This window comes from Streptomyces katrae (genome assembly GCF_000717655.1).
In the GTDB taxonomy this organism is placed as follows: domain Bacteria; phylum Actinomycetota; class Actinomycetes; order Streptomycetales; family Streptomycetaceae; genus Streptomyces; species Streptomyces katrae_B.
The window spans coordinates 36,340-49,267 of record NZ_JNZY01000027.1; the positions used below are offsets into that span (position 1 = coordinate 36,340).

14 protein-coding genes are annotated in these 12,928 nt (G+C 72.4%); 5 read left to right on the plus strand and 9 right to left on the minus strand.

From position 1 onward, the window contains the following. Positions 1-36: 36 nt before the first annotated feature. The 7 genes from IF09_RS0127865 to IF09_RS0127895 form a co-directional block, all read right to left on the minus strand. A complete protein-coding gene (locus tag IF09_RS0127865) occupies positions 37-1,701 on the minus strand; it encodes an alpha/beta hydrolase (RefSeq protein WP_051832978.1) in 1,665 nt (554 codons plus the stop codon). A gap of 189 nt (positions 1,702-1,890) precedes the next feature. Then, positions 1,891-2,619: an urease accessory protein UreD gene (locus tag IF09_RS0127870; RefSeq protein ID WP_051832984.1), complete on the minus strand. Its 729-nt coding sequence runs from the start codon at positions 2,617-2,619 to the stop codon at positions 1,891-1,893. Between the two features lie 119 nt (positions 2,620-2,738). Continuing rightward, a complete protein-coding gene (gene ureG / locus IF09_RS0127875) occupies positions 2,739-3,425 on the minus strand; it encodes an urease accessory protein UreG (RefSeq protein WP_030300154.1) in 687 nt (228 codons plus the stop codon). Between the two features lie 52 nt (positions 3,426-3,477). Further along, positions 3,478-4,152, minus strand: coding sequence for an urease accessory protein UreF (locus IF09_RS0127880; RefSeq protein WP_030300156.1), 675 nt, complete (start codon positions 4,150-4,152; stop codon positions 3,478-3,480). 30 nt (positions 4,153-4,182) lie between these two features. Next, the gene (locus tag IF09_RS0127885) at positions 4,183-5,904 is read right to left on the minus strand and encodes an urease subunit alpha (protein WP_030300158.1); all 1,722 of its coding nucleotides are present in this window, start codon (positions 5,902-5,904) and stop codon (positions 4,183-4,185) included. Next, positions 5,897-6,208, minus strand: coding sequence for an urease subunit beta (locus tag IF09_RS0127890; RefSeq protein ID WP_030300159.1), 312 nt, complete (start codon positions 6,206-6,208; stop codon positions 5,897-5,899). The genes IF09_RS0127885 and IF09_RS0127890 overlap by 8 nt, the downstream gene beginning before the upstream one ends. Before the next feature lie 14 nt (positions 6,209-6,222). After that, positions 6,223-6,525: an urease subunit gamma gene (locus tag IF09_RS0127895; RefSeq protein WP_030300160.1), complete on the minus strand. Its 303-nt coding sequence runs from the start codon at positions 6,523-6,525 to the stop codon at positions 6,223-6,225. A gap of 339 nt (positions 6,526-6,864) precedes the next feature. Between IF09_RS0127895 and IF09_RS0127900 the strand changes: the two genes are divergently transcribed. Further along, the gene (locus tag IF09_RS0127900) at positions 6,865-7,254 is read left to right on the plus strand and encodes a VOC family protein (protein ID WP_030300162.1); all 390 of its coding nucleotides are present in this window, start codon (positions 6,865-6,867) and stop codon (positions 7,252-7,254) included. An 8-nt stretch (positions 7,255-7,262) separates the two neighbouring features. Here the strand turns inward: IF09_RS0127900 and IF09_RS0127905 are convergent, their stop codons facing one another. Beyond that, positions 7,263-7,712 carry an ATP-binding protein gene (locus IF09_RS0127905; RefSeq protein WP_030300164.1) on the minus strand — a complete coding sequence of 150 codons (450 nt, stop codon included), beginning with the start codon at positions 7,710-7,712 and terminating at the stop codon, positions 7,263-7,265. Between the two features lie 194 nt (positions 7,713-7,906). Between IF09_RS0127905 and IF09_RS0127910 the strand changes: the two genes are divergently transcribed. Both IF09_RS0127910 and IF09_RS0127915 read left to right on the plus strand, forming a co-directional pair. After that, positions 7,907-8,791, plus strand: coding sequence for a helix-turn-helix domain-containing protein (locus IF09_RS0127910; protein ID WP_030300166.1), 885 nt, complete (start codon positions 7,907-7,909; stop codon positions 8,789-8,791). A 12-nt stretch (positions 8,792-8,803) separates the two neighbouring features. Then, positions 8,804-9,034 carry a DUF397 domain-containing protein gene (locus IF09_RS0127915; RefSeq protein ID WP_030300167.1) on the plus strand — a complete coding sequence of 77 codons (231 nt, stop codon included), beginning with the start codon at positions 8,804-8,806 and terminating at the stop codon, positions 9,032-9,034. Positions 9,035-9,038: 4 nt separating this feature from the next. Here the strand turns inward: IF09_RS0127915 and IF09_RS0127920 are convergent, their stop codons facing one another. Beyond that, entirely contained in the window at positions 9,039-10,211 is a 1,173-nt protein-coding gene (locus IF09_RS0127920; RefSeq protein WP_030300169.1) for an 8-amino-7-oxononanoate synthase, read from the minus strand. Positions 10,212-10,367: 156 nt separating this feature from the next. Here IF09_RS0127920 and bioB point away from each other — a divergent pair, with 156 nt between their 5' ends. After that, positions 10,368-11,621 carry a biotin synthase BioB gene (gene bioB, locus IF09_RS0127925; protein ID WP_030300171.1) on the plus strand — a complete coding sequence of 418 codons (1,254 nt, stop codon included), beginning with the start codon at positions 10,368-10,370 and terminating at the stop codon, positions 11,619-11,621. Next, positions 11,614-12,927 carry an adenosylmethionine--8-amino-7-oxononanoate transaminase gene (locus tag IF09_RS0127930; RefSeq protein ID WP_030300173.1) on the plus strand — a complete coding sequence of 438 codons (1,314 nt, stop codon included), beginning with the start codon at positions 11,614-11,616 and terminating at the stop codon, positions 12,925-12,927. The genes bioB and IF09_RS0127930 overlap by 8 nt, the downstream gene beginning before the upstream one ends. The last annotated feature ends 1 nt before the right edge of the window (position 12,928 follow it).

Here is a 12,928-nt window from a genome sequence, read left to right on the forward strand (position 1 = left end):
CCTTCTCCCGTACTGTGACGTGCCGAGCCGTCTGCCTTAGCGGACGGCCGGCAGTTCCTCCAGCGCCGGCAGGGCCGACGACGGGGCCGCGGCGAGGGACTTCGCGGTGGCCGGGGCCGGGGCGACCGGAGTGGCGTGCGGACCGCACTTCACGTCCGCGGCGTCGACCTTGCCCTCGAGCAGGTAGGCGTCCACCCGGGTGTTGATGCAGGGGTTCACCAGGCTGGTGACACCGTGCGAGCCGGCGTTCTGCTCGGTGATCAGGCGGGAGCCGGCGAGGCGGCGGTGCAGTTCGACGCCACCCTTGTACGGCGTGGCCGCGTCACGCTCGGACTGGACGATCAGGACCGGGGCCAGGCCGCGCTTGGCACCGACCTCGATCGGCGTGCTCTGCTTGGACTTCCAGGTCGCGCAGGGGAGGTTCATCCACGCGTTGGACCAGGTCAGGAACGGGTACTTCTCGTGCAGCTTGCTGTTGTCCCTGTCCCACTTGGCCCAGCTGGTCGGCCACTTGGCGTCGGCGCACTCGACCGCGGTGTAGACCGCGTTGCCGTTCTCCGAGGCGATGTTGCCCTGGATGTCGGACATGTCCGGCGAGATCGCCTCGATCAGCGGCTTCTCGTCACCGGCCACGTACGCGCTGAACGCCTGGGCGACGGGCACCCAGGAGGAGTCGTAGTACGGGGCGCCCTGGAAGAAGCCGATGAGCTCGGCCGGGCCGACGACCCCGCCGAGCGGGTTGGCCTTGGCCTTGGCGCGCAGCTCCTGCCACTTGGCCTCGACCTTGGCGCGGGTGTCGCCGATGTGGAAGACGTTGTCGTTCTTGGCGACCCAGTCCTGCCAGTCGTTCCAGCGCATCTGGAAGGCGACGTCCTGCTCGAGGTTCGCCTCGTACCAGATGTTCTCCTGCGCCGGGTTGACGACGCTGTCGACGATCATGCGGCGCACGTGGGTCGGGAACAGGGTCGCGTAGACCCCGCCGATGTAGGTGCCGTAGGAGACGCCGATGAAATTGAGCTTCTTCTCGCCGAGGGCGGCACGGATGACGTCCAGGTCACGCGCGATGTTCGGCGTGGTCATGTACGGCAGCATGTCGCCGCTGCGCTCCTTGCAGCCGTCCGCGTACTCCGCGGCGAGCTTGCGCTGGGCGTCCTTGTCGGCCTTGGTGTCCGGGACCGGGTCGGCCTTGGGAGCCTTGACGAACTCCTGCGGGTCGACGCACGAGATCGGCGCCGAGTGGCCGACGCCGCGGGGGTCGAAGCCCACGAAGTCGTACGCCTTGGAGGTGTTCACCCAGAGGGGGGACTTGGTGGTGACCCGGCGCGGGAAGCGCATGCCGGAACCGCCGGGGCCGCCCGGGTTGTAGAAGAGCGCGCCCTGGCGCTCCTCCTTGGTGCCGGTGCTGACGGCGCGGTCGACCGCGAGGTCGATCGTCTTGCCGAACGGCTTCGAGTAGTCGAGCGGGACCTTGACCCAGCCACACTGGATCGGGGCCTCGAAGCCCCAGTCCGCGGGGCAGTCCTTCCACTCGACCCCGGTGGCGGCGGCGCGGGCGGCGGCGAGCTGGACGCCCAGCCCCTCCGGAAGCCCGCTGTTCTGGCTGGCCGGAGCCGCGGCGGCCGGCGGGGCCAGCAGCAGGCCCGCGGCCAGCGCTCCGGTGATCAGAGTGGCAGCGCTCCCCAGCGCTGCAGTGCGTATCACGTGGTTGTTCCCCCTGCGTCAGGCCCGGCCGGAGGAGGCCGGGTTGGTCGGTGCAGTGTCTGTGCAGGTGGATCCTTTCGTCTGACGTACACCTGACAACAGACCAAGGTCGCGTTCTTTGCCAACCCGATAACCGGAAAGGCGTGTACCGCTGAGCGGTGTCGCATTCGTCCCAAGTTTGCTCAGCAGTTACCAGCCGTAAGTGCGCCACGCCGTGTCGAGTACCTCGCGCAGCCGCAGCGCGTCCGGTGCCAGCGCCGTCACGAGGACGGCGGGACCGGCCAGCGGAGTGACGGCCGCGAACTCCCCGAGCACCGCGGCGGCGGGCGGCGACGCGGCGAATGCCGGGTCCACGACCAGGAGCTGACCGAGCGCCCGGTGTCCCGCCAGCCCCGCCGGCCCGTCCCAGCCGCCGGGTGCGCCCGGACCGCAGGCCAGCTCCTGGTCCAGCAGCGGGGTCCCGCCCCGGCTCACGGCGAGCCTGCTGCGCAGCAGGCCCGGCTCCTCCCCCGTCCGGCCCAGCACCTGCTCCTCGCGCAGCAGCAGCCGGGCGGTGGGGGCGAGTTCGGCCCGGGTGTGCACCCGCAGGTCGCTGCCGCGTACGGAGACCAGCGGCTCCGGCAGCCACCGCAGCGCCGCGTCCTCGGCCAGGGTCAGCCGTACGTCGTACCGCGCGGGCTCCCCACCGCGGCCGGGCAGCGCCAGGGTGGCGGCCGCCGAGGCCAGGGCGAGACGGGCCCCGGGGCCGACGGAGGCCTCCACCGCGAGGTGGTCGCCGCCGAGCGGGGCGCTCATCGCGCCGACCAGCATCACGCCGGCCTCGGCGGGCGTGCCCCGGGTGCGGCGCAGCGCGAGCGGTCCCTCACCGGCCAGCAGCGGCAGGGCGGTACCGCCGCGGCCGTCGGCGACGGCGGAGATCCGGGCGGTGGCCCGTACGCCGGCCGGAGCAGGGGCGGGCCGGGCCGGGGCCGGCGGGGCCGGGTCGGGCGGAACCGGGGCCGGCGGGGCGGCGGGAGGCGCGGGGGCCACCGCAGGGCTCACCGGGCGGCCCAGGCGGCGATCCGCTCGCGCACCCACGCGGCCACCGGTGCCACGCCGTCCTCGCCGCGCAGCGACTGGAAGGCGACGGGCAGTTCGCCGCGCTGCTCGGCGGCGTCGCGGGCCATCCGGTCCAGGTCGGAGCCCACGTAGGGGGCGAGGTCGGTCTTGTTGACGACGAGCAGGTCGGCGGTGGTGACGCCGGGGCCGCCCTTGCGCGGGATGTCGTCGCCGCCCGCCACGTCGATGACGAAGATCTGGGCGTCGACGAGGCCGCGGGAGAAGGTGGCGGTGAGGTTGTCGCCGCCGGACTCGACGAGGATCAGGTCGAGCGGGCCGACCGTCTCCTCCAGCTCCTCGACCGCCTCCAGGTTGGCGGAGATGTCGTCGCGGATGGCCGTGTGCGGGCAGGCACCGGTCTCCACCGCGCTGATCCGCTCGGGCGGCAGGACGGCCTCGCGGAGCAGGAACTCGGCGTCCTCCCGGGTGTAGATGTCGTTGGTGACGACGGCCATGGACAGCTCGGTGCGCAGGGCGCGGCAGAGGGCGGCGACCGTGGCCGTCTTGCCGGAGCCGACGGGTCCGCCGAGGCCGATCCGCAGGGCCCTGCGCGAGCCGTCGGCCCGCACCGGCCCGGCGCTGTGGGTGTGGCGTGGGGGGTAGGTCACGCCGTGGTCGAGATGCATGGGGGTCTCCGGAGTCGATCGTGGAGGCGGTCGGGAAGCGGTGAGGGGGCGGTCACGAGGCGAAGAGCCGTACCGGCCAGTCGGCATGGCTCTCCGCCGCGACGTCCAGCAGCGGGGAGGAGGCCGCGGGCAGAGCGTCCGGGCCCTCCAGCCGTGCCCGGTGCGCGGCCTGGGCGGCCCGGGCGGCGACGGCGTCGAGCTCGGGGGCGAGGCGGGCCAGGACCCCGCTCGCCTCGAAGGGGTCCAGGCCGAGCAGCCGTACGGTCGCGGTCGCCGGTCCGCCGACGCTCTCGTACGCCGCCACGTGCGCGGCGTCCAGCGGACCCAGCCCGGCGGCCCGGGCGGTGAGCCCGAGCACGACCGGCTGGTGCGCCCCGCGGGGGAAGGCCGCGGCGAGCGCGTCGAGTTCGGCGGCGGGCCAGGTGGCCCGGGCGGCCCGCAGCAGCTGCCGGCCCAGCCGCCGCGCCGCGGTGCGCAGCGCGGGCGACGGAGTACGGGCGTCGGCGGCGGTGTCGAGCACTGCCGGGTCGAGCCCGAGGGCTGCGGCCGCGGCGAGTGCGGCGGCGACGAGTCCGGCCGTGTGGAGCCGGCCCCGGCAGAACTCCTCGAGGGTGGCGGCGTCGTGGATCCGGCCCGCCTTGCAGGCGGCCTCGGCCCCGCCGGAGTGGGCGTGCCCGCCCGCGGGGAAGCGGCCGTCGGCGAGCACGAGCAGGGCGGCGAGGCTCATCGGGCCGTGCCCGTCGGAAGGGGACCCATGTCAGAACAGGAAGTAGCGCTGGGCCATGGGCAGTTCTGCCGCGGGCGCAGGTTCCACGGCCTCCCCGTCGATGGTGACCGTGAAGGTGTCGGCGTCGACCTCGACCCTCGGCATGGCGTCGTTGTTGCGCATGTCCGCCTTGCTCACCTTGCGGGTGCTCTCGATGGCCACGAACTGCTTCCCGAGCCCCAGCCGTTCGGGCAGTGCGTCGTCGAGGGCGGCCTGCGCGGTGAAGTTGACCGAGTTCAGCCCGGGGGCCCGGCCGTGGCCGCCGAACATCGGGCGGGGCAGCACCGGCTGCGGGGTGGGGATGGAGGCGTTCGCATCACCCATCTGGGCGTACGCGATCTGGCCACCCTTGATGACCGTTTCGGGCTTGACCCCGAAGAAGGCGGGCGTCCACAGCACCAGGTCGGCGAGCTTGCCGGTCTCCACCGAGCCGACCTCGCGCGCGAGCCCCTGGGCCACGGCGGGGTTGATCGTGTACTTCGCGACGTAGCGGCGGGCGCGGTGGTTGTCGGCGGGTCCGTCGCCGGGCAGGAAGCCGCGCCGCTTCTTCATCACGTGGGCCGTCTGCCAGGTGCGCAGCACGACCTCGCCGACGCGGCCCATGGCCTGGGAGTCGGAGGAGATGATGGAGATGGCTCCGAGGTCGTGCAGGACGTCCTCGGCGGCGATGGTCGCGGGCCGGATCCGGGACTCGGCGAAGGCGAGGTCCTCGGGAACGGCCGGGTTGAGGTGGTGGCAGACCATCAGCATGTCGAGGTGTTCGTCGATGGTGTTGACGGTGTGCGGCCGGGTCGGGTTGGTGGAGCTGGGCAGGATGTTCGGCTCGGAGACCACGGTGATGATGTCCGGTGCGTGCCCGCCGCCCGCGCCCTCGGTGTGGTACGAGTGGATGGTCCGTCCGGCGATGGCGGCGAGGGTGTCGCCGACGAATCCGGCCTCGTTGAGGGTGTCGGTGTGGATGGCGACCTGGGCGCCGGTCTCGTCGCAGACGCTCAGGCAGGCGTCGATGACGGCGGGGGTGGACCCCCAGTCCTCGTGGATCTTGAACCCGAGGGCGCCGCCGCGCAGCTGGGAGTGCATGGCCTCGCGGGACATGGTGTTGCCCTTGCCCAGCAGGCCGATGTTGACGGGGTGGGACTCCAGGGCCGCGAACATCCGGGCGAGGTGCCAGGGTCCGGGGGTGACGGTGGTGGCCTTGGTGCCCTCGGCGGGTCCGGTGCCGCCGCCGACGAGGGTGGTGATGCCGGAGGCGAGGGCCTCGTCGATGACGGTGGGCGAGATGAAGTGCACGTGGGCGTCGATGGCGCCCGCGGTGACGATCTTCCCGTTGCCCGCGATGATCTCGGTCTCGGGGCCGATCACGAGTGCGGGATCCACGCCGTCCATCGTGTCGGGGTTGCCGGCCTTGCCGATGCCGCAGATGCGGCCGTCGCGGATGCCGACGTCCGCCTTGACGATGCCCCAGTGGTCGAGGACGACGACTCCGGTGATCACCGTGTCGGGGGCGCCCTCGGCGCGGGTGGTCCGGGCCTGGCCCATGGACTCGCGGATCACCTTGCCACCGCCGAACACGGCCTCGTCGCCCGAGCGTCCGGGGCCGCCGCTGAGGTCCTGCTCGATCTCGACGAAGAGGTCGGTGTCGGCGAGCCGGATGCGGTCGCCGACGGTGGGCCCGAAGAGGTCGGCGTACGCGCGGCGGTCGAGCTCAGCCATCGAGCGGCCCCCCGGTCTCCCCGCGCAGGCCCGGTACGGTGCGCAGCCCGCCCAGCGGTACGAGCTCCACGGCGACCGGGATGCCCGGCTCGAAGCGCACGGCGGTGCCGGCGGCGACGTTGAGCCGCAGCCCGCGGGCGGCCCGGCGGTCGAAGTCGAGGCCGGGGTTGGCCTCGGCGAAGTGGTAGTGGGAACCGACCTGGACGGGCCGGTCGGCGGCGTTGAGCACCGTGAGGCGGGTGACGGGCCGGCCCTCGTTGAGGCGCACCGGGCCGTCCCCGTGGACGATTTCGCCGGGGATCATGCGGGTACTCCCCTTCAGACGATCGGGTCGTGGACGGTGACGAGCTTGGTGCCGTCCGGGAAGGTCGCCTCGACCTGGACGTCGTGGATCATCTCGGGGATCCCCTCCATCACCTCGGCGCGGCCGAGCACGGTGCGGCCGGAGGCCATGAGTTCGGCCACGGTCCGCCCGTCACGGGCGCCTTCGAGGATGTGCGAGGTGATCAGGGCGACCGCTTCGGGGTGGTTGAGCAGGACCCCGCGCGCCCTGCGCTTCTCGGCCACGTCGGCGGCCACGTGGATGAGCAGTCTCTCCTGCTCGTGCGGTGTCAGTTGCACTCGTAACTCACCAAGCTTCCAGGACAAGATCGACGGCGCGCCGGGCCGACCCTAGCGACCTTCAACACTTTGTTGACCTGCACATATCCGAACCAAGCATGTCTTGCCCAACGCAGAGAAAGGCTTTCCGTCCCGAGCACCGCCGCTTTACCGGCGGATGGGTGATCATTGACGGAAGGCCGTGCCCGCCACGCTAGGCGCCGCGCTTTTCCGCCGCGTTAACCCACGTTTCGGGGAGGCACCCGGTTCAACTCCCGGGCCGCCCGCAGCCGGTTCCGTATACGGACCGGACCGACGGTCCCCCGGCCACTGCCACGGGACCCGCCATCAAGGAGCTGCATGTTCGTCAACCCGGTCCGCCACATCACCTTCAACGCGCTCGAGCCGTACAAGACCGCCGAGTTCTGGTCCGCCGTGACCGGCTTCCCGATCCACCCGGACGACGTCGAGGGCGACGACGAGATCCTGCTGGACCCGGGGCAGCCCGGGGTCCCCGGTCTGTTGTTCGTCCGGGTGCCGGACGCCAAGTCCGTCAAGAACCGGGTCCACCTGGACATCCAGCCGCCCACCGGGACCCGGGACGAGACCGTCGAGCGGCTCATCGCGCTCGGGGCGGAGCTGGTCGACGACCGGCGCCGGGAGGACGGCTCCGGCTGGGCCGTGCTCGCCGATCCTGAGGGCAACGAGCTGTGCATCGAGCGCAGTGCCGGGGAGCGCGGGCAGGGCTGAGCGCGTCTCTAACAGCCGGTGACGCTCTTCGCGGGAGCCCCGACGGGCCAGGGCACGGCGATCCAGACGGTCTTGCCGCCGTCCTCGGTGGGGCTGACGGAGAGCCGGCCACCCGCTTCGGCGGTGAGCCAGCGGATGATGACCATCCCCCGGCCGTTGTCCTGCTGGACGGCGGCCGGGAGGCGCTTGGGCCAGCGCGGGTGACTGTCGGTCACCCCGACGCGGAGCCACTCCCCGCGCTCGAGGCGGATGTCCACGGTGAAGGTGGGCGACTGGCCGAAGGTGTGCTGCACGGCATTGGTGGCGAGCTCCGAGACGATCAGCCGGACACTGTCGGCGGTGTCGGCTTCGTCGGGCAGTCCCCATTCGCCGAGCACCTCCGCGACGTAGCGGCGGGCTGTGGCGACCGAGGCGGGATCGCTCGGCAGAGTGACGGATGCTTCCTGGTGGTCTGTCATGGCGACAGTCCCTTTCCCACCGGGGCGAAACCCCGGATCTGTGCTGGACGCCAGAGTGCCACCCATCGTCCCGCCGGTGCTGCCGTTCCCCCAAGATCTGCATATATCTGTCGCTCAATGCAGTGAACTCTGCTACGGAAGAGCGTATTTGGACGGCAGACTGGTGCGAGCTGTGCCGGTGGAAGGAGGCGGGTATGCAGCACGGTCCCGCGGTGCGCCGGCGCAAGCTCGGCGAGGAACTGCGCGCGCTGCGCGACCGGACCGGACTCACCAGTGGTGAGGCCGCCCGGATCGCGGGGTGGCACCAGTCGAAAATCAGCCGTATCGAGACAGGGCGCAGTGGCGTGAAACCGGAGGACATCCGCCTCCTCCTCGATGTCTACGCAGAGGTCGTCAGCCCCGAGCAGCGGGCGCTGCTGGAGGCCCTGTCGGCCTCCGCAGCCGGCCCCGTTCCCGGCGGCGACGCCGTGCGCGGCCGCCAGTGGTGGCACGACTACCGGGGGCTGCTGCCGCAGGAGTACCGGGATTTCATCAGCCTGGAGGCGGGTGCCCGATCGGCCCGTACGGTCGAACTCTCCGTGGTGCCCGGCCTGTTGCAGACCCCAGAGTACGCGCGGGCGGTGACCCGGGCCGCGCTGGGCGGGCTGCCGGAGCCCAAGGTCGACGCCCTGGTCGACGTACGGCTGGCCCGGCAGTCGGTGCTGCGGGCGGATCCCCCGCTGGAGCTGAGCGCCGTACTGGACGAGGCGGTGCTGCGGCGGCAGATCGGCGGCCCCGGGGTGATGGCGGCGCAATTGCGGCATCTGGTGCAGGTGGCCCGGCTGCCCCAAGTGCGGTTGCAGGTACTTCCGTTCAGCGTGGGGGGGCATCTCGGCCTGACCGGACCGTTCGTTATTTTCTCATTTCCGAACATCGCCGATCTGGATGTGGTGGTACTCGACCATTTGACGAGTAGCCTCTATCTGGAGCGGAAGGAAGACCTCGAGGCGTACAGCGCCGCATTCCGCACCATCCAGGCGCACGCCCTCCCGCCCCAGGACTCGTCGGATCTCATCAGCTCACTCGCTGACGACGCGTAAGGAGGCACCCCCGTGTCCGCAACCCCCCTCTCCACCAGCGGACTTCTGATCAGCGCGCGGTGGCGGCGGAGCAGCCGCAGCACCGGAATGAACAACTGCGTGGAAACCGCCGTGCTCGGTGGCGGCGGCCTGCTGGCCGTCCGCGACTCGAAGCGGACGGACGGCCCGGCCGTGCTCTTCACCGGGCCGGCCTGGGACGGCTTCCTCGCATCCGTACGGGCTGACGCGGACGTACTCGCGTGAGGCCCTAGCGGTCCGTGGCTCCGGCCGGGGCGGTCCGCAGGATCGTCTCGACGGCCCGGTCGATCTCGTCCCCCGTGAGATCGGCCCGTGCGGTCAGCCGCAGCCGGGAGATGCCGTCCGGCACCGACGGCGGACGGAAGCATCCCACGGACAGACCCGCCTCACGGCAGTCGGCGGCCCAGCGCAGTGCCGCCGAAGCCGACGGGGCCCGTACCGACACCACGGCCGCGTCCGGCCGGGCCGCGGTCAGGCCGGACGCGGTGAGCCGCCCGTACAGCCGGTCGGCCACCTCGCGGGCCCGGCCGGCGCGCTCCGGTTCCCTCCGGAGCAGGCGCAGGCTCGCCAGCGCCGCACCCGCGGCGGCCGGTGCCAGCCCGGTGTCGAAGATGAAGGTCCGCGCCGTGTTGACGAGGTGCCGGATCACCTTGGCCGGACCGAGCACGGCTCCGCCCTGGCTGCCCAGGGACTTCGAGAGCGTGAGGGTGGCGACCACCCCCGGCGCGCCCGCGAGTCCGGCGGCGTGCAGCGCTCCGCGGCCGCCCTCCCCCAGTACGCCCAGCCCGTGGGCGTCGTCCACGACCAGGGCCGCACCCTCCTCCCGGCAGGCGGCCGCGTACGCGGCGAGCGGGGCGGCGTCCCCGTCCACGGAGAACACCGAGTCGCTGACCAGCAGCGCCCGGCCCTCGTGCGTGGCGAGCGTCTTGCGCGCGGCGTCCGGGTCGGAATGCGGGATCACCTCGGTCCCGGCGCGCGAGAGCCGGCAGCCGTCGACGATCGAGGCGTGGTTGCCGGCGTCGGACACGACGAGGGTGCCCCGGTCGCTGAGCGCGGTGACGGCCGCCAGGTTGGCGGCGTAGCCGGAGGACAGGACGAGCGCCGCCTCGAACCCGCAGAAGGCCGCGAGCTCCCGCTCGAGCTCCGCATGGAGCTCGGTCGTACCGGTCACCAGGCGCGATCCCGTGGCTCCGGCGCCCCACCGCTCGGCCGCCTCGCGCGCGCCGCGCACGGTCTCGGGGTGCCGGGACAGTCCGAGGTAGTCGTTGCTCGCGAGGTCCAGCAGCGGCGAGGACGCAGGCCGGGGGCGCAGCGTCCGGACGAGCCCGGCCTTCTCACGGGCCCGCTCCGCGTCGTCGATCCAGGCGAACACGTCTTCGGGCTCGGGGCTCTGCTGGGGCATCGGCGGGTCCTCGTGTTTTGTCGGCTGTCCACAGGCGTGCCTGACCCTAACGGCCGTCACCCAAGTGCCAGGTGTGGCGATACACACACTCCGTTCCGGCCATGTTGTGCGATCTCTCCTTGGCCGGGAGTGCTCGTGTGGTCCAGGATCGGCGTCATGGACCTGCTGAACACCCTGGTGGACAAGGGGCTGCGGCGCGAGCTGCCGACCCGCGAAGAGGCGCTCGCCGTACTGGCGACCTCTGACGACGAACTGCTCGACGTGGTGGCCGCGGCCGGCAAGGTGCGCCGCCAGTGGTTCGGGCGTCGGGTCAAGCTGAACTACCTGGTCAACCTGAAGTCCGGGCTGTGCCCCGAGGACTGCTCCTACTGCTCCCAGCGCCTGGGATCGAAGGCGGAGATCCTCAAGTACACGTGGCTCAAGCCTGACGAGGCCTCCCAGGCCGCGGCGGCCGGTGTCGCGGGCGGCGCGAAGCGCGTGTGCCTGGTGGCGAGCGGGCGCGGCCCGACGGACCGCGACGTCGAGCGGGTCGGCAAGACGATCGAGGCGATCAAGGAGCAGAACGAGGGCGTCGAGGTGTGCGCGTGCCTCGGCCTGCTCTCGGACGGCCAGGCCGAGCGCCTGAAGGACGCGGGCGCCGACGCCTACAACCACAACCTGAACACGTCCGAGGCCACGTACGGCCAGATCACCAAGACCCACACCTACGCGGACCGGGTCGACACGGTACAGAAGGCGCACGCGGCGGGCCTGTCCGCCTGCTCCGGTCTCATCGCGGGCATGGGCGAGAGCGACGAGGACCTGGTCGACGTCGTCTTCTCGCTGCGCGAGCTCGACTCCGACTCGGTGCCCGTCAACTTCCTGATCCCCTTCGAGGGCACCCCGCTGGCCAAGGAGTGGAACCTCACCCCGCAGCGCTGCCTGCGAATCCTGGCGATGGTCCGGTTCGTCTGCCCCGACGTGGAGGTCCGGATCGCCGGCGGCCGCGAGGTGCACCTGCGCTCGATGCAGCCGCTCGCCCTGAACATCGCCAACTCGATCTTCCTCGGCGACTACCTCACCAGTGAGGGCCAGGCGGGCCAGGCCGACCTCGACATGATCGCGGACGCCGGTTTCGAGGTGGAGGGCGCCGGTACGACGACCCTCCCGGCGCACCGGGCGGACGCGGTGGCCGCGGCCGCCGCGGCCCAGGGGCCGTGCGGCTCCTCGGCGGCCGAGGCGGGCTGCGGCTCGGCGTGCGGCGGCTGCTCGGGGCACGAGCACGAGGCCGTCCCGGCGCAGGCCGCGGCGCAGGCGCCGGTGCCGGCGTCGGTGCAGGCTCCGGCTCAGGCTTCGGCGGGCGAGGTCCGCTCGGACCTGGTGGCGGTCCGCCGCCGGGGCGCGGGAACGGATCTCGCGCCCAATGCCTGACCAGCACCACGCGATGCCCGCCGCCGAACTGCTCGCGCTGGACCGGCAGCACGTCTGGCACCCGTACGGCCCGATGCCCGGGCGGCAGGAGCCGCTGGTCGTCTCCTCCGCCTCGGGCGTCCGGCTGCGGCTGGCCGAGCCCTCCCAGGGCCAGGACGAGCTGGTCGACGGCATGTCCTCCTGGTGGTCGGCGATCCACGGGTACAACCACCCGGTCCTGAACGAGGCCGTGACCGGCCAGCTCGGCCGCATGTCCCACGTGATGTTCGGCGGGCTCACCCACGAGCCCGCCGTCCGGCTGGCCGCCCGGCTGGTCGAGATCACCCCGCCGGGCCTGGAGCACGTCTTCCTCGCCGACTCGGGCTCGGTCTCGGTCGAGGTCGCGGTGAAGATGTGCCTCCAGTACTGGCGCTCCATCGGCAGGCCCGGCAAGACCAGGCTGCTGACCTGGCGCGGCGGATACCACGGGGACACCTGGACGCCCATGGCGGTCTGCGATCCCGAGGGCGGCATGCACGAGCTCTGGTCGGGGATCCTCCCGCGCCAGTTGTTCGCCGACGTGCCGCCGAGCGGCTTCGACGCGCCGGTGGACCCGGCGTACGTCGACCACCTGCGCTCCCTGCTCTCCGCGCACGCGGACGAGCTGGCCGCGGTGATCGTGGAACCGGTGGTCCAGGGCGCGGGCGGCATGCGCTTCCACAACCCGGGCTACCTGCGGGTCCTGCGCGAACTGTGCGACGAGTACGACGTCCTGCTCATCCTGGACGAGATCGCGACGGGCTTCGGCCGCACCGGCGCGCTGTTCGCGGCGGACCACGCGGGGATGACCCCGGATGTGATGTGCCTGGGCAAGTCTCTGACCGGCGGTTACCTCACGCTGGCGGCGACGCTGTGCACGGAGCGGGTGGCGAACGGGATCAGCAGGGGCGCCGTCCCGGTCCTCGCGCACGGGCCGACGTTCATGGGCAACCCGCTCGCCACGGCAGTGGCGCTGGCCTCGATCGACCTGCTGCTCGGCCAGGACTGGCAGCGTGAGGTCAAGCGCATCGAGGCGGGCCTGCAGGAGGGCCTGGCGCCCGCGCGGAACCTGCCCGGTGTCCGGGACGTACGCGTCCTGGGCGCGATCGGCGTGGTCCAGCTGACCCACGAGGTCGACGTGGCCGCGGCGACCCGGGCAGCGGTCCGCGAAGGCGTGTGGGTGCGCCCGTTCAGGGACCTGATCTACGTGATGCCCCCGTTCGTCACGGGCGACGGCGACGTGGCGCGCATCTGCCGTGCGGTGTGCGCGGCGGCGGAGGAGGGCTGAC